At 35.1% G+C, this 26,999-nt stretch carries 24 protein-coding genes; 14 read left to right on the top strand and 10 right to left on the bottom strand.

Annotation, left to right across the window (positions count from 1 at the left end):
• Window positions 1-10 precede the first annotated feature (10 nt).
• On the bottom strand, window positions 11-718 hold the full coding sequence (locus TYM08_RS19680; protein WP_422380861.1) for a hypothetical protein: 708 nt from the start codon (window positions 716-718) through the stop codon (window positions 11-13).
• An 81-nt stretch (window positions 719-799) separates the two neighbouring features.
• Between TYM08_RS19680 and TYM08_RS19675 the strand changes: the two genes are divergently transcribed.
• Complete coding sequence (locus TYM08_RS19675) at window positions 800-2,299, top strand: hypothetical protein (RefSeq protein WP_422380860.1); 1,500 nt, start codon at window positions 800-802, stop codon at window positions 2,297-2,299.
• Between the two features lie 577 nt (window positions 2,300-2,876).
• On the opposite strand, the gene TYM08_RS19670 is transcribed toward TYM08_RS19675, so the two are convergent.
• Window positions 2,877-3,863 carry a hypothetical protein gene (locus TYM08_RS19670; RefSeq protein WP_422380859.1) on the bottom strand — a complete coding sequence of 329 codons (987 nt, stop codon included), beginning with the start codon at window positions 3,861-3,863 and terminating at the stop codon, window positions 2,877-2,879.
• Between the two features lie 698 nt (window positions 3,864-4,561).
• Entirely contained in the window at window positions 4,562-5,770 is a 1,209-nt protein-coding gene (locus tag TYM08_RS19665) for an adenylate/guanylate cyclase domain-containing protein (RefSeq protein ID WP_422380858.1), read from the bottom strand.
• 141 nt (window positions 5,771-5,911) lie between these two features.
• Here TYM08_RS19665 and TYM08_RS19660 point away from each other — a divergent pair, with 141 nt between their 5' ends.
• From TYM08_RS19660 to TYM08_RS19640, 5 genes are all read left to right on the top strand, one after another.
• Window positions 5,912-6,829 carry a hypothetical protein gene (locus tag TYM08_RS19660; protein ID WP_422380857.1) on the top strand — a complete coding sequence of 306 codons (918 nt, stop codon included), beginning with the start codon at window positions 5,912-5,914 and terminating at the stop codon, window positions 6,827-6,829.
• A 127-nt stretch (window positions 6,830-6,956) separates the two neighbouring features.
• Window positions 6,957-7,268 (top strand): hypothetical protein, encoded by a 312-nt coding sequence (locus TYM08_RS19655; RefSeq protein WP_422380856.1) that lies wholly within the window; start codon window positions 6,957-6,959, stop codon window positions 7,266-7,268.
• Window positions 7,265-7,687 (top strand): DUF3010 family protein, encoded by a 423-nt coding sequence (locus TYM08_RS19650; protein ID WP_422380855.1) that lies wholly within the window; start codon window positions 7,265-7,267, stop codon window positions 7,685-7,687. Before TYM08_RS19655 ends, TYM08_RS19650 begins: the two co-directional genes overlap by 4 nt.
• Before the next feature lie 261 nt (window positions 7,688-7,948).
• Entirely contained in the window at window positions 7,949-11,500 is a 3,552-nt protein-coding gene (locus tag TYM08_RS19645; protein ID WP_422380854.1) for an ATP-binding protein, read from the top strand.
• Window positions 11,497-12,435, top strand: coding sequence for a GGDEF domain-containing response regulator (locus TYM08_RS19640; protein WP_422380853.1), 939 nt, complete (start codon window positions 11,497-11,499; stop codon window positions 12,433-12,435). The genes TYM08_RS19645 and TYM08_RS19640 overlap by 4 nt, the downstream gene beginning before the upstream one ends.
• Before the next feature lie 38 nt (window positions 12,436-12,473).
• On the opposite strand, the gene TYM08_RS19635 is transcribed toward TYM08_RS19640, so the two are convergent.
• The 3 genes from TYM08_RS19635 to TYM08_RS19625 form a co-directional block, all read right to left on the bottom strand.
• On the bottom strand, window positions 12,474-12,869 hold the full coding sequence (locus TYM08_RS19635) for a response regulator (protein ID WP_422380852.1): 396 nt from the start codon (window positions 12,867-12,869) through the stop codon (window positions 12,474-12,476).
• Between the two features lie 117 nt (window positions 12,870-12,986).
• Complete coding sequence (locus TYM08_RS19630; protein WP_422380851.1) at window positions 12,987-13,709, bottom strand: hypothetical protein; 723 nt, start codon at window positions 13,707-13,709, stop codon at window positions 12,987-12,989.
• Window positions 13,710-13,765: 56 nt separating this feature from the next.
• On the bottom strand, window positions 13,766-14,677 hold the full coding sequence (locus TYM08_RS19625) for a hypothetical protein (protein WP_422380850.1): 912 nt from the start codon (window positions 14,675-14,677) through the stop codon (window positions 13,766-13,768).
• Between the two features lie 85 nt (window positions 14,678-14,762).
• Between TYM08_RS19625 and TYM08_RS19620 the strand changes: the two genes are divergently transcribed.
• From TYM08_RS19620 to TYM08_RS19610, 3 genes are all read left to right on the top strand, one after another.
• Window positions 14,763-15,854, top strand: a complete 1,092-nt coding sequence (locus TYM08_RS19620; RefSeq protein WP_422380849.1) for an aldo/keto reductase — start codon at window positions 14,763-14,765, stop codon at window positions 15,852-15,854.
• Window positions 15,855-16,069: 215 nt separating this feature from the next.
• Window positions 16,070-17,716 (top strand): efflux RND transporter periplasmic adaptor subunit, encoded by a 1,647-nt coding sequence (locus TYM08_RS19615; RefSeq protein ID WP_422380848.1) that lies wholly within the window; start codon window positions 16,070-16,072, stop codon window positions 17,714-17,716.
• A 9-nt stretch (window positions 17,717-17,725) separates the two neighbouring features.
• The gene (locus TYM08_RS19610; protein WP_422380847.1) at window positions 17,726-20,806 is read left to right on the top strand and encodes an efflux RND transporter permease subunit; all 3,081 of its coding nucleotides are present in this window, start codon (window positions 17,726-17,728) and stop codon (window positions 20,804-20,806) included.
• Window positions 20,807-21,015: 209 nt separating this feature from the next.
• Here the strand turns inward: TYM08_RS19610 and gmk are convergent, their stop codons facing one another.
• Window positions 21,016-21,621: a guanylate kinase gene (gmk, locus tag TYM08_RS19605; RefSeq protein WP_425325074.1), complete on the bottom strand. Its 606-nt coding sequence runs from the start codon at window positions 21,619-21,621 to the stop codon at window positions 21,016-21,018.
• A gap of 163 nt (window positions 21,622-21,784) precedes the next feature.
• Here gmk and thiD point away from each other — a divergent pair, with 163 nt between their 5' ends.
• The 3 genes from thiD (at window position 21,785) to TYM08_RS19590 (ending at window position 23,889) form a co-directional block, all read left to right on the top strand.
• Entirely contained in the window at window positions 21,785-22,552 is a 768-nt protein-coding gene (gene thiD / locus TYM08_RS19600; RefSeq protein WP_422380845.1) for a bifunctional hydroxymethylpyrimidine kinase/phosphomethylpyrimidine kinase, read from the top strand.
• Between the two features lie 268 nt (window positions 22,553-22,820).
• Window positions 22,821-23,285, top strand: coding sequence for a hypothetical protein (locus TYM08_RS19595; RefSeq protein ID WP_422380844.1), 465 nt, complete (start codon window positions 22,821-22,823; stop codon window positions 23,283-23,285).
• A 115-nt stretch (window positions 23,286-23,400) separates the two neighbouring features.
• On the top strand, window positions 23,401-23,889 hold the full coding sequence (locus tag TYM08_RS19590; RefSeq protein ID WP_422380843.1) for a M48 family metallopeptidase: 489 nt from the start codon (window positions 23,401-23,403) through the stop codon (window positions 23,887-23,889).
• Window positions 23,890-23,893: 4 nt separating this feature from the next.
• On the opposite strand, the gene TYM08_RS19585 is transcribed toward TYM08_RS19590, so the two are convergent.
• The 3 genes from TYM08_RS19585 to TYM08_RS19575 all read right to left on the bottom strand — a co-directional run bounded on the left by TYM08_RS19585 (window position 23,894) and on the right by TYM08_RS19575 (window position 25,835).
• Window positions 23,894-24,451, bottom strand: coding sequence for a M23 family metallopeptidase (locus tag TYM08_RS19585; protein WP_422380842.1), 558 nt, complete (start codon window positions 24,449-24,451; stop codon window positions 23,894-23,896).
• Window positions 24,452-24,485: 34 nt separating this feature from the next.
• Entirely contained in the window at window positions 24,486-25,364 is an 879-nt protein-coding gene (locus tag TYM08_RS19580) for a hypothetical protein (RefSeq protein ID WP_422380841.1), read from the bottom strand.
• Between the two features lie 96 nt (window positions 25,365-25,460).
• Complete coding sequence (locus TYM08_RS19575; protein WP_422380840.1) at window positions 25,461-25,835, bottom strand: PilZ domain-containing protein; 375 nt, start codon at window positions 25,833-25,835, stop codon at window positions 25,461-25,463.
• A gap of 182 nt (window positions 25,836-26,017) precedes the next feature.
• On the opposite strand from TYM08_RS19575, the gene msrA reads away from it, so the two are divergent.
• Both msrA and TYM08_RS19565 read left to right on the top strand, forming a co-directional pair.
• Window positions 26,018-26,635, top strand: coding sequence for a peptide-methionine (S)-S-oxide reductase MsrA (msrA, locus tag TYM08_RS19570; protein WP_422380839.1), 618 nt, complete (start codon window positions 26,018-26,020; stop codon window positions 26,633-26,635).
• Window positions 26,632-26,880 (top strand): hypothetical protein, encoded by a 249-nt coding sequence (locus TYM08_RS19565; protein ID WP_422380838.1) that lies wholly within the window; start codon window positions 26,632-26,634, stop codon window positions 26,878-26,880. Before msrA ends, TYM08_RS19565 begins: the two co-directional genes overlap by 4 nt.
• Window positions 26,881-26,999 lie beyond the last annotated feature (119 nt).

The following is a 26,999-nucleotide window of genomic DNA, read 5'->3' as shown; positions in this document are numbered from 1 at the left end:
AAATCAGCCCTTAAGACTTCGTAATCAATTCCCATTTTTGAGTATGCCAATTCATTAACTCATGGGGAAAGAATTTATTTTTATAGGCCATTGACTGATTGTCTTCGATCCAATAACCCAAATGATAAAATTGTTTTTCTAACTGCTTGCAGTATTCAATTTCCTTTAACACACTCAATGTACCTAAATTTAAATGTTGGAAATCTGTGTGATAAATAAAGTAACTACTGCTAATGGTGTTGTCTGATACATCTAAAAAACCAACGGCTATTAATTGATCACCTAAATAGTATTCACTTTGAATCGAATCACAGGTGTCATTAAAGTGTGCATTGATGAAATTTTCTTCACTATCGCATGCTTGAGTAAAACGAGTATTGTGACTTTTATATATCTGATAAATTTCTTCATGATAGAGTTTTTCATTGAATTCCACTCTAAACTCTGGATATTGTTTGTGTTGCTTGTTTAGAATTTTTCGTTGATTTTTTGAGGCTTTAAACTCTGCAACTGGCACTCGAATAGGTGTGCATTTTTCACAAGTTAAACAACTCGGTTTGAAATAGTAATATGCAAATCGTCGCCAACCTTGATTGAACAAAATATCCAATTCGTCACTGTCGACTCGCTTGGCCAGAAAAAATGATTCTTGAGCCTGTTGTTCAATGTATGGGCAGTCATGTGGTTCACTTTGGCTAACGTCTTGGTATAAAAGCATGAGTTGGTGTCATAAAAGGTTCATAAACTGTGGGTAAAAGATGAATTACACTTTGTGCTTCTTTTAATATTTGAATTCATCATGTTTCAATCAGTTTACCGTTTTGTCTTAAATCATCCAAAGAAATTTTTATTATTGAGTGGTTGGTTATTATTATCTGCAGATATTGAGTTTTTTGATGGCTATGCCAAGGTTAATATCCAATCCGAGCCTTTTTATGTGTCAAAGGATTATTTAGGTGTCGCCATTGATGCGGCTATGTTAACTGATGGTCAGTGGTGGGCAGACTCAAACTCCCCACCGCGCCCTTTAAATATGGATAACAATGAGTTAATAAAATGGGCGAAATTGCTTTCACCGAAATGGTTGCGATTAGGGGGGACGGAGGCAGATAAATTATGGCTAGCAGACAGTGAAGCAGAAGCGAGCAATCCAACATTTGAATCAACTCTTACCAAGCAGCAGCTAAACGCATTTTTAAATTTTGCGGATACCATTCAAGCAAGGCCATTTATTACAGCAAGTACGGGACCGTTAACAAGGCATTTGGATGAATGGCAACCTTTTCAATTTACGCGTTTGCTTAGTTGGTTGCCCAAAAATTATAATGGACACATAGAATTTGGTAATGAAATGGGGGCGCATTGGTTGATGTTTAGTTTTTCCGATCAAATTGGATTTGAGCAATACGGTGCAGAATATCATCAAGCCAAACAATTAATGCAAAATTATCCAAATGTGAAACTAGCTGGTCCTGCCAATGCTTTTTGGCCAAAAATTGGCGAGCCTCTTAAGCAAATTTTAGGATCATCTAAATCGTTTTTACAGCAAGATAAAAAGCCCGATATTTTTACCTGGCACTATTATCCAACCCAATCTGACCGATGTGGCATCAATATCAAAGAAACCGATTGGGATCATTTATTAGATGATGAAACATTTGAAGAATTTTCAAGACAGTCAACAAAAGTAGCAAGCTGGATTACTGATTATTCTGATGAAACTATTTTATGGTTAGGCGAAACAGGCGCGTCACAATGTGGAGGCACCGAGAAGCTTACGGATCGATTTGGGTCTTCATTGTGGTGGCTGGCGCATTTAGGTACTGCTGCAAAAACAGGCAATCAAACCATTATTCGCCAAAGTTTGATTGGTGGAGATTATGCCTTGCTAAGATATAACGGACATTACAGTCCGACTCCAGATTATTGGGCAAGTGTGCTTTGGCAAAAATTAATGGGAGCTAAAGGGTTTAACGTTAAAATGACAGGCGCAGAAGAGCAAATTCAAAGTTTTGCGCATTGTCATCCAACTAAATCCAACACATTGACATTGTTACTTGTTAATCTAAAAAATAAAGACATTCAAATCGAACTTGATCATAGCGATAATATGATGGTATTAAGTGTCGATTCTTTGAGTATTAAAAGCAGTTTTACATTCGTACAAAGTCAATTAGCTGAAACATTAAATTGGCAAGACATATATAAATTTGGCTGGATAGAAATTTATAGCACAACATTGCTTAAGGGACATAGTTATCAATTTATTGAAATGAATGATTCAATTCGATGTGGATAAATTTCTTGAATTAACAGTCGCTTATTTTATGAATCATTACACCGAATATAGGGCTAGGTTTTCATTCGAAGTCAAATAAGTGGAAATAAGAAGGGAAATAAGGACAGGCAACATAACAAAATTAGATATACTCACAAATATAAGTGGAAATAAGGACAGGCAACATAACAAAATTAGATATACTCACAAATATGAAGATGGAAATGAAGGGAAATAAGGACAGGCAACATAACAAAATTAGATACACTCACAAATAAAAGGGATATAAGGACAGGCACCTTAAAAGTTAGACATACTCTAAAATAAGTGGAAATAAGGACAGGCAATATAAAAATTAGACATACTAACAAGGGATATAAGGACAGGCACCTTAAAAGTTAGACATACTCTAAAATAAGTGGGAATAAGGACAGGCAATATAAAAATTAGACATACTAACCAATCAAATTTAAAAGATGCCTTGAATTATTTGAAAAAATGATCTGAATTATTACAAATTATATAAGTCACAGGTATGAGAGTTTGAATTAGCTTTAATGATTTGTGAAAATGTTAATAAAAAACGTTAAACTAAAATTTAAAACCCCAAAACACTCAAGGATTTCACCCAACCACAGGCTCGCTTGAGTCCAAATTTAGAAAAATGTTGATCAATGCTGGATGCTTTACCTATTAAATTCGCGAAGCTGTTATTTATATTTTTTGCTGCATTTAAAAATAATGTCTCAGATAAATCGAGGCGAGTTAATATATCAGGCAGATCGGTGCTTATTTTTCCTTTCTTACCTTCAGTTAATTGTTTACCTGTCCAGTCTACCAACTCTAAATATGCCCTAGGCGAAATTGGAATATGGGTTTTACAATGTTTTGATAGAGGCAATAGTTCACAAGGTTGATCTTGAACTAAATCAGACTGATTAGATTTTTTAAAACTGGCACTGCGTTTTTTGATGGAAGTATATTTAGACTCTTCGGGTGTATTTTCAGTTTGAGCGCGAACGGGATTTAGATCTACGTAGACCATTGCTGATAACAAACCTTCATCATCTAAAATAGCTTTTGATTTATATCGGCCTTCCCAGAATTTTCCTGTGCATTCGTCTTCAATGTTTGAAAGTCTCGAAATGGGTTCATTGATATTTTTCATGAACCAGCCAATATTAATTAAACGTTTTCGCCATTTTTCAACGGTTTCATCTAACAAAATTATTTCTTGAGGGTTGAGTTCATCTCCATTAATAAACGCTTTTGAAATCATTGTTCCGTTATACAATTGATGCCACCGTTTGATCACTTCAACTTTAGACCACGATTCACACTGCTCAACATTAACGCTTATTACTAAATGATAATGGTTATTCATGATTGCATAATAGGCAATATCAATTGCAAAGATTGTGGGTAGTTTTAATAGAATAGCCTCGACCCATTCGCGTCGATGTTCAAAATCTTGGTTAGTGTATTCGTCTTTTCCGCACAAAAATGCACGTCGTACACAGCGGCAAGTGATTAAGTATTTTGTTGTGGCCGCATAATTTACAAGGCGTTTTCTGGCTTTAGTCATATTGATTCCATAATTAATAAAAAATGAATAATATATTCAGTCCGTTTGAATGATGTGTCATTAATAAATGATAGAACGGTAGTTTAAATTGTCAAACTATTCTTCATAGCCTGCTCAAATAGTAGAACTACTACCGTAACCTCAGTATTTGGAATTCCAAATTATATAAACTAGCCTGTCCTATTCGAACCTATTCGAACTATTTTGAAACCTTTCAAATTATATAAGCTAGCCTGTCCTATTCAAACCTACCACTTGAAATAGCCTGTCCCACTTGAAATATTGTTGCTAAATAACTTTGATTTTTAAGTTATTAGCTAAGCATTGAATTTATTCCCTCCGGGTTTAATACCTCGCCGCTTGCGGCGTAATCTTTAAGGGTATTCGCTCCAGCGAATATAATCACAAATGGTATAGAGATGTGTTGTTTAATATACCCATATAAATGTAAAAAATTACGTTTGGTTGTGGTTTATTTTGATACCCCTTTGCGAAGCAAATTTCGCCCTAGTGAAACCCTTGGGGCGGGATAGTTCACTGATGGGAATCTTAGAGGATGAAGGTATTAGACAATTAAACGCGCAGGATTTACAAAACTAGTAAACAGCATTTAATAAATTTACGCCTTAACTTGGTGATTTTTCATGCTGTTAACTGAGTTAGAGATGTCCTCATTTGTATTCTCATTGGTATTTTATTTAAGGCTCAAAACTAATCAAACAATGTAATTGTTGTAATTTTTTCAAACCTTCTAAGCGATAATGTCCCAAAGGTTTTAGGCAGCCAGTCACTTTATTGGCAAAGCTGTTGGAACCTAATAATGCACAACCTAAACTTGCTGCTTGAGCTTGTATTTTAGAGGCTAATTGAATTTCGGTGCCAAGGGCGGTGAAGTCCATTCTGTTTTCAGCGCCGATGTTGCCAAAATCAAATTTTCCATAATTTAAACTTACTGAATGCTCAAAAGTGCTTTGAATTTTTAAACTTTCAACCGCGGCTTCAAGTGCTAAATGGCAGGAATCATTGCCTTCAAACATGGCTAATACGCCGTCACCCATAAATTTTAAGACTTGCCCGTTGTTGGATTCAATTAATTTAATTAGGTGATGGTAATAGCTATTGAGTTTAGCGATGTGTTTTTTTGATTCAAACTGGTCGCCCGAAAACTCAGGGGCTTTGATGTTACTGAACCAAATGGCGGCTTCAATTTCTTGAACGTCTCCACGGGCAATTTGCCCTTTTAGAATGTCGTTGGCAATGTCGCGACCCAGGTAGACACGCATAAACTCGTTAATCATGCGTTGGTGGGTGTAATCTCCTAAAAAGCTGGCCATAATTGCACCAATCAATTCAAAGTCGCTTTCTTGTTCGGTGCTGAATCCGTTTTCTAAAGAAGTTGCAAGTGTAAATACATTGGTTGGTGAGTGAACCGTGTGCAATGCAATGCTATAAATGTCAGAAATATTTTCGTGAAGATTGTCAGATGTTGTGGGAAACCCAAGTGGATGCTCTAAGTCTTTAGGATTGATTTTGATGCTTTTTTGTTCATCGTAATTATCAAAAATTGGACTCGTGCTGTCTACTTTTGAATCAATAGTTTCAGACTGAATGCTTTGTAATACGGTAATGCCTTCTGCGAAGTCGTACATTTTTATGGAATGGTCGGTGAGCGCATTTAATGTATGCATGTCGCTTTCGCGTAAAAAGGATTTGTTGATCCAGTTAAAAATTTCTAACTGAAAGGATGGCTCTAAAGTTTTGCAATTTAACACGCAATATTGAATGTCATATCCTAGCTGGTTAAGCTGCTTAATAAATTGATTAAGGTATTCACAAGGCTCGTCTATTAAGCGTCCTTTTAATAAGTGCCATTGTGATAATTGTTGTGCGGATTGACTGTAAAGCATAATAGTTACATGATAAAAAATAAGTTATCTGCAAATAATAAACCATAAACGACATTAAGTGCAGTTTAACCTCTAAATTTTACTGTACCTTATACAATGAACCTTTTATATTAACCCTTCAAAATAGACATACACAAAACAATGGATCATATAGAACATTTTGCAGCTGTTGATTTAGGCTCAAACAGCTTTCATCTAATCGTTGTGGCTAAGTATGCGAATGGCAAGTTAACTCAGGTTGCTGCTAATCGTGAATTAGTTCAATTAAGCGCGAGCACTGACTTAAGCACAGGGGATATTCCCTTGGCGACACAAGCGCGTGCACTACGCTGCCTGTCTAGTTTTTATCAAACATTAAGTGAATTTCCTGGTGTTAAAGTACGTATTGTCGGCACCAGCGCATTTCGACATATCCAGCAAAACAAAGCATTTTTAGCCAAAGCCGAAGCAGTTCTGGAGCATCCAATCGAGATTTTAGCGGGTGAAGAAGAGGCTAAGTTAATTTATCGTGGCGTGAGTACATTGCGTGAATCGGTGCCGAGATTTGTGATGGATGTTGGGGGTGGTTCAACCGAGTTTATTATGGGCACTGGCATGCAACATGAGCAGGTTGCCAGTCTGGAGATTGGTTGTGTCAGCATCAAAAAAGATTATTTTCCCGATGAAAAAATCACTCAAGACCAACTGGATGCCGCTGAAGCTGCAGTATTTGAACAATTACAGCCCGTTGCCCAACGATTTGGTAAAACGCATTGGCGTCAAACATTAGCTACCAGTGGCAGTATTAAAACCATCAGCTGGGCATTAAGTAATTTAAATCTTATTCAAAATGGAGTGATAACCGCGAAGGCGCTTGATCGATTACGTCCAATTTTCGTACAAACTGAAACGTTACATAATTTAAGTCAATTAGTGGGCTTAAATAGTCGACGAGCGGATTTATTAATCAGTGGATTTGTGATTGTGCATCAAGCCTTTAAAGCTTTTGAGTTAGACAGCATCGTCATTTCCAATCAAGCAATCCGCGAAGGGATTATTGATGAGTTGATTAATTCTTAGTTATCAACGATTCCTTAGCGCAATTTTTTGCAAATTTACGTAAAATACGTCATCTATAACCCATTATAGCCCAAACACATTAAAATCATGACTGAATTCAGTCGGTGTATATACAGGTCCATGTTAAATGTTCGTATATTTTATACAGATGATTGCCAAAGTTGGCATCAATCATAAAGAAATTGAAAAAGTCGAAGGTTGCATCTGCAATTGCTGGATTCAATCAGATGACAAAGATCAAGCTAAAGAAAAGGCCAAACAATTATTGCTCGAGCACGATTGGGAATTCCAATCTTTTGAGCAAGTAAATGAAGATTCTTCGCAAAATTACAGCGATGGCAATGAAGGTCTACACTTTTTTGAACAAGCGCAACAATCTGGTTGTGCTCACGTCTTTCACATATGGGATAAACCCAACGTTAATCGAGAAGAAATATGAGAGTCTGCGCAGTTGAACTTACTGGCAAAGAAATGAACCTTTGCATGCTAGAAAAAAATGAAGACATGTTTACCATTGTAGAATGTCGATCAAAAAAAATAACATTATCAAACGACGATGATCAATCGCAAGTGCAGGGTTTGCAAAAGCAAATCGTCCAATTGTTTGATGATTATAAAATTGACAAAGTAGTCGTGAAAACCCGGATGAAATCTGGGAAATTCTCTGGAAGCAGCACTAGCTTTAAAATCGAAGCAATCCTACAGTTACTGCCAAATTATGAAGTGAAACTATTAGCACCAAAACTAATAAAAGAAACCAATAAAGCCAGTGATGTGCATATTGAATTTGAAGAAACGGGTTTAAAGAAATTTCAAGAACCTGCTTTTGAAACTGCATTGGCATATTTTCAACTGTAAAATAGTTATTTTGATACGATATTTACACCATCTTTCAAAAAACGGCATAAATCCTAGGATTTATGCCGTTTTTTTTTACCTGCCTAAAATGAAAAATATATATAGTTTTCCCGCCAATCTTGCAACTCCAGCATCACTGCTATACTGAAAATTGAATTCTAATTTAAGTCCGCATAAACGCGATTTGGAATATATTTGATACGAGTAATATTGATCTGCATTGGCATGTTAATTGTCACTTTGCTTGGCCATTCATGGTTCATGAACATGGTAATCTTGACTCCTGTTTGGTTAGGTATGTTGCTGCTGTCTGCCATTTACGTAAGTTTTACATTACTGCGTTGGATGAAAGGTCAGAGTCATATAGGGGTGAGCATTGGAATGTTTTGTATGGGATTAACCTTAATCGGCTTGATTCCAGTGAAGGCATTGCAAATGGGCATGTATTTGTTTTCTGAAAACCCATTTAGTATTAATCACAATCAAATCTGCATTCAATTTTATTTAAGTCTTAGTACTATGGTGGCGGGCTGGTTAAGTTATCGAGAATATTATTTAGGTGAGTCTGTAAGGATGCACCCAAATACTTTGAAATTGTTCTATTGCGTCATGGTAAGTTTATTGATGCTTGTGCTAATTTTTATTCCAGACAACAGTCAATTTGTGCCCAGTCATTTTGTTTATTTTTTATATCTTGGTTTACCTGCAATCATATTAGGGATTGCAGCGTATTTATTTCATCAATCTAAAACAACATTATATATTGAATTTTCCTTATTTAGCCTTGCCATTGCAGCCACATTTATAGGTAATTGGGTATTTTCCACCACAGATTTTATTGATTACATTATGTTTGAAAGTGCCGCTGTGGTTGTATTGTGTTGGTTTTTACTTAAAGAAACTAAGTACTTTAATGATTCACAAGTCGTCAGCTTTATTGGCCGGATTTGGAAAAAACCAAAACTAAAAGTATTGATGTTTCATCCTCATGTGTTGGCTTTTTTCGCCATATCGTTATTCAGTGCATCGTTAATATTAATCGCAGCTTATTTGCCTACTAAACAAGCGATGGAAAAAGTGCAATTAAATCAAATTGACCATCAATCAATGGTGATTGTGAATGAAATTCAGTCAACCATTACACACAATCAACTTTTTTTAGATGCGATGCTAAATGACAAAACAGGTCATGCTGCAAATAATATTCTAAATGATATAGATAATGAATATTTTAGTATTTTGTATAATGATTCTGAACAAGACACTGTATTTATTTCGATTGATCAGGGGATACTTTATGGGAATTTATTAATTCCTAACGTTGAAAACAAAGTGTTTAGATTTAAAATTACGATCAATCAGCATTTTGATAATGAGCGTGTTTATCTCAATTTAAATCAACGTCATATTTATGAATTAAAAAATACTCAATGGGTAAAAAATGATAATACCAATGGATACAGCGAGAAGCGCCAATATTTTTTTAAAAATGCAGTGTTAACAATGTCGTTTGACCCAATAAACTGGGTCAACTACATCGAGATTACGCCACCGATTTTATTTTTGTTTTTTTCTATGTTAATTGTGATTTATTTTTTAATTGTATTTAAATACAGTGCGATTATTCATTCTATTAAATATATGACAGAAACACTTAAATCTTCACCAATGGATAAAAACCAATCAAGTATGCCCATTCATGATAAAAATGAATTCGGTGAATTAGCACGAGCTATTAAATCCATGCAAATGCTAGTTAAAGAACATAATATTAATTTGCAACAAGAATTACTCATTAAAAATGAACTGTCTGATGAGCTGATTCAGGCAAAAGAAATAGCTGAAACCGCCAATCAATCTAAGACGGATTTTTTAGCAACAATGAGCCATGAATTACGCACACCTATGAACGGTGTGATTGGCATTGCACAAATTTTAGCTAAATCTAATTTAGATAAAATTCAACAAAAGCATGTCGAGACGATTGTGAAATCCAGCGAAATGTTGTTGATGATTTTAAATGATGTTTTAGATATTTCAAAAATAGAATCGAAAACATTAAGCCTAGAAACCCATCCAATCAATATTAAATTGATTTTATTACAAACCGTTGAGGTATTTTATTTAGAAGCTAAATCAAAAAAATTAGAATTATTAGTTAATTTTAAACAAGATTTTAATTTTGAGTTTTCAGGTGATGAATTAAGAATTAAGCAAATTATTTCAAATCTACTAAGTAACGCTATAAAATTTACCAATGAAGGATATATTTTTATTGAAGTAGATGTGGATGTTGAAAATAAGCAAGTTATCGTAGCAGTCAACGACAGCGGCATAGGCATTGATAAAGATAAAGTAGGAACAATTTTTGATAACTTTGTTCAAGAAGACTCTTCAAGTACAAGAAAAGTTGGGGGGATGGGATTAGGTTTATCAATTTGCAAAAAATTAGTTGACCTAATGCGAGGAAGTATCCGTGCTAAAACTTCAGAATTTGGTTCGAGATTTGAATTGAGGCTTCCTTTTACAAATAATTTTATTGTAAGAAACAATGAAATTTGGGATGAAAAAAAATCAATCCTAATTGTTAAGTCAGAATTTAAAGGTGCGGAAGTTTATAAGGAATATCTAAATAACGGGAAAAACCATATCGATTTTTACAGTAAAATTTGTAGAGGAAATAAAGTTGATTGGAGAAATATTGCTAAAGATTTATTAGAATTAGAAGAAATTAATAAATACGATCTAATTATTATTGATTTTGGGTTTGTTCAGTCTTACTTAGATCGTTTTTATACAGAATTAAAAATTGATAAGTCGTTAAAAATCCTACCGATACTTTTAATTAAAGATGACTCGTTGGACTCTAATTTTTTATATAATCAATATAATATACATAGCCTTAATAAGCCTGTTTATCAACATAATTTGGTTGTGCAAGCTATTAATGTTATTAAAAAGTTATCACCAGTAAGTGATACTGATATTTATAAAAGTAATAACAAAAATAAGGTGAAATTTAACGCTAAAATTTTGGTGGCTGAGGATACGTTTTTAAATCAAATTATAGTTAAAGAATTCTTGCTTCAACTTGGGTTTAGTGTAACCGTTATGGAAAATGGAAAGTTGGCATTAGATGAGTTAATAGAAAATGACTATGATTTAATTTTGATGGATTGTTTAATGCCAGAAATGGACGGGTATGAAGCCACTAAAAATATCCGAGAATTGAGTGATCCAACCAAAAAAACGATTCCAATAATCGCTTTAACAGCAAATGCATTAAGTGATGCTAGAAAACAATGTTTAGATTCAGGGATGAATGATTTCTTGAGTAAACCATTTGTTGAAAAGAATTTAATTGAAGTACTAAAAAAATGGCTGCCTAATTTATATGTAAATTATTCCGATAATGCAGAAGTTAATCCATTAAATGCTGATGTGATAAATAATGATGAAAGTGAGTTTTTAAGTCAGAACCCCGTTGTATATGAAAAATTGATTCATTTTAAAAAATTAATGGGTGATATGAAATATAAGGCTTTCATTAAAAAAGCAATTGAAGAAATTCCTAAATATTTGTATATGTTAATTGATGCCAATAAAAATAATAATCAAGAAGAAATGATTAGGGCTGCTCATACATTAAAATCCATTGCTTCTAACTTTTCATTTTTGAAAATGTCAATTTTTACTCAAGATCTAGAAAATGATTTAAGAGTAAATACAGCGTTAAAACCAGACGAGAAAATTAAAGCATTAAATGATTACTGTTATGAATTAGTTCAAATGCTTCAGGAGGAAGTTTTATGAGGATTTTATTAGTGGATGACAACCCCATTGATTTAATGATTACTCAAGCCGAATTAGAAAATTTAGATCAACACGTTATTTGCGTGGAATCTGGCCAACAAGCTATTGATATTTTTAAAACAGAAGAGATTGATTTAATAATTATGGATGAAATGATGCCGGGATTAACCGGAAGGCAAACCACGGCATTAATTCGAGAAATTCAAACAGGTTGGGTTCCGATTATATTTTTAAGTGCCACTATTACTCCTGATATTATTTTAAAAGGCATAGAGGCTGGCGGCGATGATTATTTAGGTAAGCCGGTAAGTTCAACAATTTTAAAAGCCAAATTACAGTCTCTAGGGCGTTTTGCAAAAATGCGCCAAGATTTGATTTATATTAATGAGCAAATGAAAGAAAAAAATATTTTATTGAATCAATTAGCAGAGCATGATGGATTAACAGGGTTATACAATCGACGTTATTTGGATAATTTTTTATTGATGGCGTTAAATAAATCGAAACGCGATGATGAAACTATTACTTTAATCATGATCGATATCGATTGGTTTAAGTTGTATAACGATCATTATGGGCACATTGAAGGTGATAAATGCATCATAGCAGTCGCACACGCAATGCAAGAAGTGATGCAGCGCGGAACAGATTGTTTAGGTCGGTATGGAGGCGAAGAGTTTTGTGTGATATTGCAAAATACCGATGTAGCAGGAAGTATGCTTGTGGTTCGTAAATTAATTGAATGCGTAAAGAAGTTGAAAATAGTGCATGAAAAATCAGAATTTAAACATTTAACTATTAGTGCTGGTTTGGTATGTATTACTCCAGAAAAATATTTACAAATTGAAGATATTTACAAAAAAGCGGACCAAGCATTATATGTCGCTAAGAAAAATGGCAGAAACAAATTTGAAGTGTATATACAGAAAACTTAAAACTTAAAACTTAAAACTTAAAACTTAATAGTAATTAGTTATAACTTAGGCATAGGTAGTTCCAGTTGCTTACAACATTTTTGTAAAAATAAAACCGCTTGTAATGGTTTAACTAAGTAATCAGTTACGCCTTGTTTGATGCAGTCTTTAACAATGTCCATATCATTGTTTCCTGTTACCATTAAAAATGGTACTTCGACTCCTTTGGTTGTTTTTCTGCCGTTTTCCCTCACCATTTTTAAATAATCTAGCCCCGTTCCGTCAGGTAATTGATAATCGCATATTATTAAATCGAATTCATTGGTATTTAATTGAGTGATGGCTTCTTTTAAATTAACTGAAATGACGATAGATATTTTTTCAATTTTTTTAAGTAACGTGATTTCTACCTCACGAAATACGCCAGAATCTTCGACTAACAATACTTTTTTCATAGGAAACTAATTTTTAATTGAAAAGGATAATTGTAGTATAGGTAATGAATTCAAAAAAAAACCACCAAATGGTGGTTTAATTAAAAATGATTTTATGTTTTCAGGTAACTTAAGGATTTACTCAGTTGGCGTTTGTTTTTGATCTTGTTTCTTGGCTTGTTCAAGCAGGATCGCCACTTTAAATTCTTTTAAATGTTCTAAGCGGTATTTTTTGATGTTGTCATTGTATAGGTGTTCAAAAAATACATCGATGGCATCAATTTGCTCTAATGCAGCTTTATGGTCGTTAGCGTAAATATGATAATAAGCTAGGGCAATTTCTACCTCTGCATTTTTATGTTTGCCGTATTGTTCGCGTAGGGCAAAAAGTGTTTGTTTGACTTCCTCTAACTTAGTCGCGTCAGCACTCATATAAAACATAGCAGATAACAATTTACATTCGGAAGACTCAGGTGCGACTTTTAAACAAAATTGAATTGCCTCGTGTGCTTTAACTGCCATGCCTGTCACATTTAAGTTATAACCCTGCACAAACAATGTGGCTAATATGTGAACTTTTTCGGTGGCTTCATCTTTTGATTTTGGCTGTAAAATCAATGCGGCACCCAAATACTCGCTCCACTGTTTGTAAATTTGGTTTTTGTGATTTACATTAAAAAACGAAGGCGGATTCGCGCCTAATGCTCGATTCAATTTAGGAATTTCACTGCGCAACTGGTCAACGCTCATCGCTGTAGGATCTTCAAAAACGGGCATGTCCATTGGTGTGGCCGCATAAGAAGTGGAAGCAAATATAACCGTAGAGTAAATTAATAAAGTTTTGAGTAGCATGTGTTTCATAAGTAATCCAATTGTGAGTATTTTAATTAATGATATCAGTTGAAGCTGAATATGAGTTAACTGTTCTTGTTATATTCTGAATAAGCATGATAGATCGCAGAATAAAACCAAGCAATGCAAAATCCAAATCCAAAAAACACGGCTAAAGCGGGTACTGTAAATAAATTTTGAGCGACAGCTAAGCGGTTTTCCCAGGGTAATAAACTAAAAATACCAGCAAAAATTGCGGGTATTAGTGCAACGCCAATAATAAAAAAAACAAATATAAAACTGCTGAAAATAATAAAAAATAAGAAATTTAAAAAGTGCGAAAATACAATTTTTATGCTTTGTTGCATTGCTGCAAAAATGCTCGTTTCTGGTTGTAGTAATATTTTTAAAGGACTTAGAGCAAAGGGTGAGGCTATGAGAGGATAAAGAATAAATGTGGCGAATGACATCGTTGTATTACGTTGAGTTATGTATTCATCACTTAACATGTCTGTGTTAATTTGTTGCATAAACTGTGAGGCAAAGATATCAGGCATTGAAAAAATGAATGCTAAACAGGCAATCAAAATACAATGGGCAATGACTAAAAAACCACCAAGTCCTAATAACTTATAAAATGCTGTGCCAAAGCCAGAGAATAATGAATTAAAGTAATGAGTGGTATCGGAGCGATCATATTCTAATTTTTGAAATAAAGAGAAAAACCCCACAGAAATTACAGGATAAAAGAGCAGGCCAGCCAGCATAAAAATACAGCCCATAACGGCCATTTGTGTATCTCCTTCACTGGTTTGCACAAGAATTGCCCCTCCAACTATCAAACAAGCTAATGTCAGTATAATAAATAATGCAGCAGGAATTAATTGCCATTTATGACGTAATATTTGCCAAAACCCTGCACTTAACCAGCTAGAAAATGAAAACAAGGTCTGCGCATTTTCAATGTCAGTCAATTCATTACTATCAACAGTATTCATAACTTTCGAATCTTTTAAAATAAAAAGCCATAGTAACAAGCATTTTACATAATCCAAAATTCACGTTGTGTTAGCGTGATGAGCCATGCAATATGGTATCAATTCTTATTTAAATGAGGCAAACATGCATTATTCAAAATTAGGTAGCAGCGATTTATTAGTGTCAAGAGTGTGTTTAGGTAGCATGACGTGGGGTATGCAAAATGATCAATGGCAAGCAGATGAGCAAATTGACGCGGCATTAGCTCAAGGTATTAATTTTATTGATACAGCTGAAATGTATGCAGTACCCCCTACGCCAGAAACTTATGGCGCTACTGAAACCATCATTGGTAATTGGCTGGCTAAAAACCAACAGAAGCGCTCAAAAATTGTGATCGCCACTAAAATTGCAGGCCCTGGTTTGCCTTGGGTTAGAAATGGCGGTCCAATTACAGGTAAAGCGGTTGAAGCAGCCGTAGATGCCTCTCTTGCAAGACTACAAACGGACTATATCGACTTATACCAATTGCATTGGCCAAACCGTACGTCGTCGCATTTTGGTAAACATTGGCCAAATCAGGTGCAATTTAGTGATGCAGATACCCAAGAAAATATCGCCAGCATGTTGGATATTTTACAAGGGTTAGATCGTTGTGTGCGTGCAGGTAAAATTCGCCACTGTGGTTTGTCTGATGACTCTCCCTGGGGACTGAATACATTTTTACGTTTGAGCGAACAGTACGATTTACCAGCAATGGTGTCGATTCAAAATGAATTTAACTTATTACATAGTAAAGATTGGCCTCATTTAATTGAAAATTGCATACATGAGAAGGTGGCGTATTTACCTTGGTCGCCTTTAGCCGCTGGTGTGTTATCGGGTAAATATATAGATGGTGCCAGACCACATGGCAGCCGCTGGAGTATTTCAAATCAAGCTTCACTATTTAGGGATACGCCAATGACTAACGATGCAGTTAAGCAATACATGCACGTTGCGCAAAAACACAACGTTACGGTGGCGCAATTGGCCTTGGCTTGGTGCAATCAAATTGATGGCGTGACATCCACAATTATTGGTGCGACGAACTTAAAACAATTAGAGGAAAATATCGACGCCTTTGATTTGGTTTTAAATGAAGAGATGATTCAAGATGTTACCTCAGTTCTAAAGCAATTTCCCAGCACGTTTTAGGCGATGTTCACAATTACAAACATCAAGGACGATGTTTTATTTCGCACCATATTTTTAATAACCATTACTTTTGACCTATATTGCCACCGCCTTCCTATAATTATGCCAATTGGGTATATTGCATCCATAATTGGTGCACAATTCACTGATATTTTAGTCGTTAAAATTCGCATAGAAAATTCGCACAGTTTGTCTTGTTTTCCTAAGAGGTAGTCATGAAAAAAATTATTATATTAGCCGTATTCATTTTAATTGGTGTTGGTGGATATTTACTGCTGACCCAATCATCAGGTGAAGATCAACCCAATCAATACAAAGGTGCTGCGCAAACCAAGGCTGGTAATTCAGACTCACCCGATTCTAAACAAAGTTCAAAATTAAAATCTCAACAAGAAATTCAAGCCATGTCCTCCCAAGAACGCCGCACTTATATGCAAAGCTTAACGGATGAACAGCGTCAACAAATGCGTCAAGCCTTAGGTGGTGGTAATAGAGAAAAGGGCAGTGAAACTCAATTTGGCGAACACCAACAAAAACAAGCAGATGCAAGATCATCAGACAAACAAGATGATACAAAAACTCAATCAGCAAAAACAACTCCCACTTCCCCTACCACTTCCCCTACCCCTACCCCTTCCACAACCGATACTGCCCCTACCACAACCGATACTACTGCAACGGCCAAAACCGCAGCGGCACAAAACCAACGACCAGGCAGTAACTCTCCACAAAATGCTGCAAGACAAATGCAAAGTGCGCTGGGAAATTCGCGTTGGGGCCGTCAAAACTTAACTTCCAATGCCACTCAAATTGAAGCGGTTACATTAGTTGAAGACAGTTATTCTCCGCAATTACCTATACTGGCAAAAATAAAAGCAAAAGTGACGGACAATATTGCAGCGCCTGCTGCGGTTCGAGTCGTTAAGGTGTTAGCCACTGCTGGAGAGTATGTTGAAACAGGACAGTTATTAGTTGAGTTGGATTCATCAGATTTACAATTGTCGATTCAAGCTCAACAAGCCGCAGTTGATCAGCAACAAGCAAGTATTCGCATTGCGCAATTACAATACAATAATAATTTAGTGTTGTTGGAAAATGCAAAAACCAATTTGAAAAAAGAGCAAACATTATTAAAAGATGGTTTTTCAAACGATTCATCAATTGAAGCTGCCACTGACAAATTACGCAGTGCACAATTAACCGTTGATTTATTTAAAGAAGAAAAAATCAGTCGTGAAACAAATTTAACATCAGCAAAAATTAATTTACAAAAACTGCAATCGCAACTTAGTGACTATTTAATTAAAGCGCCCTACCCTGCAAAAATTATTAATTTAAATGCAACAGTGAATCAAAAATTGAAAGCAGGTGATCAAGTGATCACATTAATTGATCAAAATTCATTAATTGCAAGCGGTCAGGTTCCTGCTACAAAACATGCATTATTAAGTTTAAATAAAACCCAGGCAAATTTAACGGTAGATAATAAAAATACACAATTAATTTTAACCTATTTGGCAAGCAGTGCAGAACGTGGTGCGGTGAATGTTGAATTTTTATTACCAAGTGATAAGGAGTTTGTAGTAGGAGACACAATAGAGTTAAAAATAAACTTACAAAGTGTTCAATCTTTTATCGTACCTTCTGATTCTATTTATCAAGGTCAATATGTGTATTTAATTAGAGAAGATCGATTACAACAAACTAAAGTGGAAATTTTAGGGTATCAATTTATTAATGACAGCCAATGGACATTAATACAAGCCGATGATTTAGAAAATGACACACAAATATTGGCAACACGTTTGTCGTCCCCTGCCACAGGTACAAGTGTCAAAGTCATCAAAGAATTGAGTTTCTAGGAGAGTATTATGGGTTTGTATCATAAAATTTTAGAGCACAAAATTGCCGCGAATTTATTCATGCTATTAATTTTAATGGCAGGGATGTGGGGTTACAGTCAATTACATCGTCAATTATTTCCAAACACCGAGGCACCGGTTTTACGCTTAACGGTTAATTGGGAAAATGCCGATCCACAAACCGTTCGAAATAATATTGCCGCCCCAATCGATCAACAAATTAATCAATTAAACATGTTTGATTTTGTTCGCTCAACAAGCCAGTCAGGACGTGCTAGCTTTTTTATGCGTGTCAATGATTCTGTTAATCCTATAGATGCGCAAATAGCCGTACAAGAAATGGTCGACTCGCTTTCTTTACCATCCGCAGCTGAAGTAGAAGACGTTGAAATTCCAAGTATCACTGAAGATGTTGCAAGCTTAATGATTTACGGTGACATGGATATTTTTGATTTAACATTAATAGGACAGAAAACAAAGCTGTCATTATTAAACGCAGGACTAGCAGAAGTAAATTTAATTGGTGCGCCGTCAAAAGAGCGTGTCATTGATATTAAATTAAGTGAGTTATCAAAATTAGATTTAACCATTGATCAGCTTTCTGCAAAAATTAAAAGCCACTTTAATAATGTGCAAGGTGGCACAATGGAAGTTGGCGAAAACAGTACTCAGTTGGTGGCAAAAGAATTAACCTGGACTGTCGAACAATTGCGCGATGTAATTGTTTTACAAACTGAAAATGGTCAAATTAAATTAGCTCAAATTGCCGACATCACTGAGCAATATCAAAACCGTGCAGAAGTCATAACATTTGAAGGTAAAAACGCCATACGCATCGATGTCAAACGTGATAGTAGTGAAGACACTTTAGAAAATGCAGAAAAACTTGATACATGGTTAACCGCTTACGAAAAAACTTTACCAGAGACGTTGCAAGTCCATTTATTTAATCCTGTGTATAAAGTGGTGGAATCGCAGCTGGCGCTAGTGTTGCAAAACGGTTTATTTGGCATGGTATTAGTGCTTATTGTGCTATTTATATTTTTACGAGTGCGTATTGCATTTTGGGTAGCGGCAGGCATTCCAATTTCGTTTTTAGGTACATTAGCGTTTATGGGTATCACCGATACTACGTTAAATACAATCAGTTTATTTGGGTTTGTGATTGCAATTGGAATTATTGTTGACGATGCCATTGTGGTAGCAGAAGATGCTTTGGTGTTAGAAGAAGAAGGCATGGACAGTCAAACAGCAGCTATGACAGCAGCAAAAAGAATGTTGCCTGCAGTGGTTGCATCAAGCTTAACAACCATTGCTGCATTTTTACCTTTATTATTAATTGGTGGCAGTTTTGGTAATTTTTTGGTTGATATTCCAACTGTCATTACCGCTGCAATTATTGCATCGTTAATTGAATGTTTTATTATTTTACCGGGTCATTTGGGGCACAGTTTTACGCGTTCTAAAAAATCCAAACAGCCAAATAAATATCGTAAATGGTTTGATCATAAAATTGATGTATTTCGTGAAGGGCCTTTTAGAAAAGGAGTATCTTATTGTGTAACCCATGGATCTATTTTAATGGCAGGTATGCTTGCGTTTGTATTGATTATTGTCGGTGCATTACAAAGTGAACGCATTGGATTTCAAGCAACACCAAGTCTGGATCAATCTCAATTAACTTTTTCAATGGATTTAATTAACGGCACCACCTTTGAGCAAGCCGATCAAACATTACAAGAAATTGCAGCGGTTGTTAGAAAAATAGACACTGAAGAAAATTTAAATTATATCGATACAATGATTCATGAAATTAATCATCCAACTGAGCCAAGTAAAGTTGAATTACAAGTGTATTTTAAAATCGATACAGGGCGCAGTTTAACCAATGCTGAATATTTAGCGAAAGTACAAGCAGCCTATACGCCTAATGAATATGTTTTAAAATTCAGTTCACGTCGATTTTTTAGAGGACCATCTAGCTCATCTGATTTCTCATTACGTTTAGAAGGTGATGATATAGAAGTACTCAAACAAGCAGCAAGCGAAACGATTGTTTCTTTGGGGAAATATGAAGCGCTTTCTGATATTGCAGATGATCTTCCTTATGGTTCAACACAATATCAAATGTCATTAACCAATGATGCAATAGCTGCAGGGTTAACGTTAGATACAATCACATCTCAGGTTTCATCAATAGTAAATGGTTTGAAATTAACAGACGTGAACACAGCATTTGAAACCATACCGGTTAATTTAAAATTAGAAGATCGCGTTAGCGGTTCGGATTTATGGCTGTCTAGCTTGCCAATTCAAGTGGGTGATGGCACTTCGTTGCCACTAGGTGCTTTGGTGAATCTACAATTTGGCCAATCTCTTGATCGCATTCAATCTCGTGATGGAAAATTATCAGTTACAATTACTGCAACATATACAGGTGATAATGTTGATGATTTATTTAGCGACGTTGAGCAAAATATTCTACCAACCATTACAAGTCGATTTGATGTGCAGCCAGCATTTGAAGGTCAGCGTGAAGAATTAAATACATTTTTCACTCAAGCATTAATGGCTGTAGGTGTCGCGTTAATTTTAATATTTATTATATTGGCTTGGGTGTTTGAGTCTTGGTTATGGCCGTTTGCAGTTTTAGCAACCATACCTTTTGGAATTATGGGGGCGATATCAGGTCACTGGATTATGGACTTACCGATTTCCACAATTTCCATTTTTGGGTTTATCGGTTTGTCGGGTATTGTCATTAATGATTCAATTGTTTTAGTGACAGTGTTTAGAAGATATTTAGATGAAGGGTTAAATAGTTTTGATGCTGCAATAAAATCCGCAACCTCACGTTTGCGTCCTGTGATTTTAACTTCCATCACAACCGTTGCTGGTCTTTCACCTTTAATTTTTGAAACCAGTTTAGATGCAGTATTATTACAACCCATTGCGGTCAGTTTGGTATTTGGTTTGACTTTCTCAACGTTATTGATTTTATTAATGTTGCCAATGATTTTATTTAACATTGAAAAAATAAAAGATCGAGTAAGTAATGTGTTTCATAAAAGTACAGTAAGTGAGCATTAATTGTTGGTAATAAATATGTATTAGAGTTTATACGATGTGTCACAAGGATGTGATTTTGATTGGAAATTTTCTAGGAAGCAACTTAGATAAATACAACTTAAACAAATACAACTTATATAAATACAACTTAGACATGTAAATGTTTCAAGGCACGTTACCTATAATATTGAAAGCAACGTGATCTTGAAATAATTCTTAAACCCTTTTTATTATAACAACGCTTCTAAAAGTGCTTTGTTCGTGCGTTGTTGAGTTTCAAGAGTTAATCGGTTTGAAGCAAAAATAGATTTGATCTGGTTGACGGCATGGTCAAACTCATCATTAATCACAACGTAATCGTATTCGTCATAATGAGATATTTCACTTCTTGCTTCGCTCATGCGTTTTTCAATGATTTCGTCTGAGTCCTGTCCACGCCCTACTAAACGATTATGCAGTGCTTCAATAGATGGCGGTACAATGAATATAGTAATGATATCTTTAGTCACTTCACGCATCTGTTGTGCGCCTTGCCAATCAATTTCTAATATCACATCCACACCAGACTCTAATTGCTCTGCTACCCAGGATTTGGATGTGCCGTAATAATTGCCAAACACTTTTGCATGTTCGTAGAATTCGTCTTGTTGAATCATAGATTCAAATTGTTCAATTGTGACAAAATTGTAATGTTTACCGTTTATTTCACCAGGGCGCGATGCACGAGTGGTGGTAGAAACGGATATTTTGACGTCTTGTACTTGGTCAATCAACGCAGTCAACAAACTACTTTTACCTGCACCTGATGGCGCAGAGACTATATATAAACGACCCACAGCAAATCTCCTGTCATGATTAAAAATTATTCGGGCAAGCATAGGACAATGGCCTGTTTCTAGCAAGGGGAATAAAGTCGTTTTTGATCGGCTGATTTTTAGACAATCGATGAAATTGTGCTACTTTTAATGCTTACATTCACTTAATTTTTTGGGCCAATAAATGAATCAACTCCCTGTCGTTTTAACGTTTACTTCCCATGATCCAAGCGGTATTTCAGCCCTTCAAGGGGACATCGAAACATTAGGCTCTTTAGGCTGCCATTGCACCAGCGCGCTTACTGGCGTGTTTGCAAAGGACTCTCGCGAAGTGAAATGGCAACACTGCATTCCTGCCAGTACGTTGGTTGCTCAAGCTCGTGCAGTGTTAGAAGACATGCCAGTTTGCGTAATTAAAATTGGTGATTTAAACAGCATCGAAAACATTGAAGCGGTGCATTCTATTTTGATGGATTATCCGCATATCCCCGTGGTGTTTGATCCAACCAGTGTTGAAGAGCAAGAAGAGCTAACCGATGCTTATACCAATCTAATTTTACCTATGTGCACGATTGCGATTCTAAATCCATCTGAATTACTCACTTTAATTCCCTATGCAGAAAGCGAGGAAATGGCTGTGAATTTAATTTTAGAAACTGAGTGCGAATACGTATTAACTAATCGATTCACTAAAACCGATAAAACCATACATAATCAATTACATTCAAATAGCGGTTGCTTAAAAGATTACACTTCCGTCAAACTCGATCAGCAATTTCAAGGCGCAGGAGGCGTGTTGTCAGCAGCCATTGCTGGGTATATTGCACATGGTGCAGAAATTTGTGAAGCGGTCGGCGATAGCCACCGCTTATTACAGCGCAGTTTGAAAAAAGCATTATCCATTGGAATGGGCAGTCAATTTCCTTATCGATTGGCAGGTATTGCAAGCTAACTATTTCAATCACTTCCAAGGAAGGAGGTGTTACTTTTTGTTCCTATCTTTTTTCGCCTTTCTAAAACCAATGCATTCCTTTCTTTTGATTTTAGACACTTTTAATTTTCGTCACTTTTAATTTTCGTCACTTTTAATTTTCGTCACTTTAAAATTTGTCGCGAGGCTGAATAAGTTTTAATTCGTCTTTATTTTATTAAATAAATGTTTTTATTTACTTAATAAAATATCCTGCTAATCTAACCTCATTCAACAACGAGGCAAGATTATGAAAATTGAACATATTAATATCACTGTACCTAACATTGTCGACACTGCGAATTTGTTAACGATGATTTACCCTAATCTTAAAAAAATTGGTGGATGGTCAGGCAAAACAGAAAAAGGACAGGAAGAATGGGCACATTACCAAGATGAAGAATGTTACGTTGCACTAGAGCAGGTTGAATGGATTACAGGTCCACAAAGAGCAATGAATGATTTTCATGGAGTGAATCATGTGGGATTAATTTGCCATGATATAAAAGCAGTGATCAAAAAATTCGAAAAAAATAAGATTCGTTATTCAATTGCAGAAGTGGTACCAGAGCGTATAAGAATGTATTGTTTTGACAAAAATGGATTAGATTTTGAAATTGTTCAATATTTAACAGATGACATGATGGCTCGTTATAAATATTATAATGACGCAGATGCTAAAAAAGGCATAGCCAATTTTTTAAACACCATTTAATTATTCTAAAAATGCAGACTGTCTATTGATCATACCTATTTTTGATCGTACCCATTGATCGTAATAAACAGTATTAATTGGTAGAATGCATTTCAATTTTTATATTAACACTCTTATGCCAGAAATTAATTACCTTCAAGCCTATCCTGAAAATATTAGGCAGCAAGTACAAGTCTTGTTTGATGAAAAAAAATTAGAAGATTACATCAATAAAAAATATCCAACACATCATGGTGTGGTGAATGATAAGTTATTGAGAGAGTATGTGTTAGAAATTAAAAATCAATATATAAAAAAATCCTCACCGTTAAGTAAAATAATTTTTGATCCTAAAATTCATGTTATTAATCATGCTTTAGGTTTACATTCATTTGTAAATAGAAAACAAGGCAATAAAATAAAAAGTAAAAACGAAATTCGAATCAGTCATATATTTAAAAAGTGTCCAGAGCCTTTTTTAAATATGATCGTAGTACATGAATTGGCGCATTTAAAAGAAAAGGAGCACAACAAAGCTTTTTATCAACTTTGTCAGAATATGTTGCCTGATTATTTTCAATTAGAATTTGATATGCGTTGTTTTTTGAATTTAGTTAAATTGTAATTTTTTAATTGGCTTCTACAATTTTTCCATCCTTAGTAAATACAAAAGGATCAATCTGTTCGCCTTTGTATAAAAGTTCATAATGTACATGAGGACCAGTTGCATTACCTGTTTGACCAGACAGCCCTATGAGTTGGCCCTGCACTATGGTTTGCGGTTGCTTAACCAGTATTTTACTCAGGTGCGCATAGCGAGTGGTCATTTGATTGTCGTGTAATATTTCAACCACCAGACCATAACCAGATTGTTTGCCTGCAAACATTATTTGTCCTGAGGCTGCTGAAATTACTTTGGTGCCAACCGGCACTGTAATATCTAAACCCTTATGTAATTTTTTTTGTTTGTTGTGTGGATCAGTCCGATAACCAAAATGGCTGGATATTTGCCCTGTAACAGGGAAAAAACTAAAGGGTTTGGCTTGGGATATTTCTTTTAGATCTTGAGTGTCTTCGCTAATTTTTTCATCAATACTTTTAAACCCTGAGGCACATCCAGTTAGTGTTAAAAATAGTGTTAAAATTAGTGCTAAAATTAAGGTGAAATAAAGTGATATTCCTTTCATTCAATTTACCTTTTATTAAAAAATAATAGTATGCCTAATAATGCGCTGAGAATCCTGCATAAATATTGCTATAAGCTTGGATAGGTTCTGGATTGTAATTATAAATATCTGTTTGCACGATGTAGCGATAACCCACTTTAAATGAATAAAACTCAGTGCCACCATAAAATGCTAAATCATAATCGCTCACATCTTGTGTCCAAGTAGGTCTGAACTCGATGATGTTATAAGGTGTGAATGCAATTTTCATTGGAAAAGATAACGAAAATTGCGGCTCGCCATTGACTTGATAGGAGCCTAAACCTAGATCTAATTCAAAATCCGAACCAAATGACATGCGATATAAAAAATCAAATTTTTGAAAACTGTTAATTTGCAAAGCAGATTCTGAGAAAAATTGAGTGTCACGATAATGCAGTCCCCAGGGTCCATAGCCCATTTCAAAACTCAAATCACTGCCCATTTCATCTTGTGCGATGGTCGACAGTGCGCTTGCATCAAATTTAAAAAACGGCAGTAATAACTCACCTTCTACTCTTGGTCTTAGGCCTAGTCCACCGTCACTGCCATCAATACGTTCCATACTTGCAATCCCACCATAAAAAAGTGAGTCATCAAATATTTCCAAAAATATATACAGTAAATCCCCTTCTAATGAGCCGGTATGGTGATGAGTGTGATGATTATTATGAGAGTGAGTACTGTAAGAAGTACTTGATGAATAACTGGAGTTTGCATTTGAGTACGTATGAGTCGTGTTTGAACTGTGGCTGATCGTCAATTTTGTTTTGTGTTTTGCCCCATTTGAGTATTGATGTGACGTAGGTTCATCAGTTTGATTGTGATTTGCTAAAGCCAAAACAGGCAGTAAGCAGCAAAAACATAACATTGAGTGGGGCGCAAATTGACGCATAATCGTAATCTTCTTTAATTGTTAGCTTCAGTTTAGCAAACAATATGTTATGAACTAAAGTGCCAAATTCAAACTGTTCAGTTTTGATTCAGCATTTTAGTGAATATTTGACGACTCTATTAGCTTGTCTAGCTCTCTTTCTAATAAATCTTCGGAACCTAAATTAACTGATAATAGTCGTGTAATGTGCTCGGCGGTTTTAAAATCCATGTTAAAACATTCAAGCCCAACATCGTGTGAATGATGATAAACGATCGTGGCACCAAAGGTTAAACGAGTTTTTCCGTCATTTAATGTGATGATTAGATCCCCTAAATTCCCATCTAATATACCTTCATAGGTATGATTTAGATGAATTAACGCACCTTTTAAAGAAATATCCTGCAACTTGCCTTGTATAAATTGATCATTAAATTCAAAATGTGCTTTTGCATCAAACTGTATTCGTTCAAAGCGACGTTTTTCAAACATGGTGTGCTCCGTTTAACTTAGCAACTATTTTTTGTAACTATTTAGCTCACAGCCAAATTTGAGCAGTTACGGATAGTGCTCAATAGATACCTATTTTAAGAGAAATCAATTCACTCAGAAATGGAAAACACCATTTATCTGAATTTCCTTAAATATAGACCATTTTAAAGGTTTTACCTGTTATGAATCTATTTTTTGACAAAACCAAGATGATTGAGCCTGAAAACGCACTTAAAGATAATGCCGCGCATACTTACCATTTATGCCAGCATGATATCTTTAAAACTGCTTTGAATTATCAATCAGAGCAGCACGAGGTTATTTACTTTGCAATGGGCTGTTACTGGGGCGCAGAGCGATTGTTTTGGCAAACTAAAGGGGTAAGTAATACCGCTGTTGGGTTTGCTGGAGGAATCACTGCTTATCCAACTTATGAGCAAACTTGTACAGGTAAAACAGGTCATACAGAAACTGTAAAAGTGACGTTTAATCCTCAAATTGTGTCAGTAAACGAATTATTGACGATTTTTTGGGAAAATCACGATCCTAGCCAGGGTATGAGGCAGGGAAATGATATTGGCACCGTTTACCGCTCTGCTATTTTTTGCAACAATCAACAATTAAAACTTGCTCTAGCTTCACAACAATCTTTTGCCAAAAAGCTTAAAGATATTGGACATGCACAAATTACAACAGAAATCGAAACTGACTTCATATTTTATTTTGCGCAGCCAGAGCATCAACAATATTTAGCAAAACTTCCAGATGGATATTGCGCATTAAGAGGAATATTTAAATGAGTTCGGCACAACAAGCATTAGACTTTTTATTAGAAAAAGAAAAAACCTGTAATGATCAGGAATTATTTATATTTGGATATGTGATTTCGATTGTTTCATTATTAGATGCGTCAGATAATTTCGAAGAAGATTTTACCAAAATGGTTCAAAGCACCATAAAACAAGATCAATTATCCGAACAAGATCAAGCCGGCGTGTTATCGTTGGTTCAATCTGTATTTGAGAAAATTTCAATTATTTCATAATTAATAAAAAGGCTAGGATTTGCCCTGTATACTTTTTTAACAATTTATTTCAATTCAAATTTTACTAAACCACTATGTTGTCTACACTGAATTCATAAACACGAATACAGTTGGAAAAA

The sequence above is a fragment of the Marinicellulosiphila megalodicopiae genome, assembly GCF_045862395.1.
Lineage (GTDB): Bacteria > Pseudomonadota > Gammaproteobacteria > Pseudomonadales > Natronospirillaceae > Marinicellulosiphila > Marinicellulosiphila megalodicopiae.
Note: the sequence above shows the minus strand (reverse complement) of the source record. Positions and strands in the feature narration are given on the sequence as shown.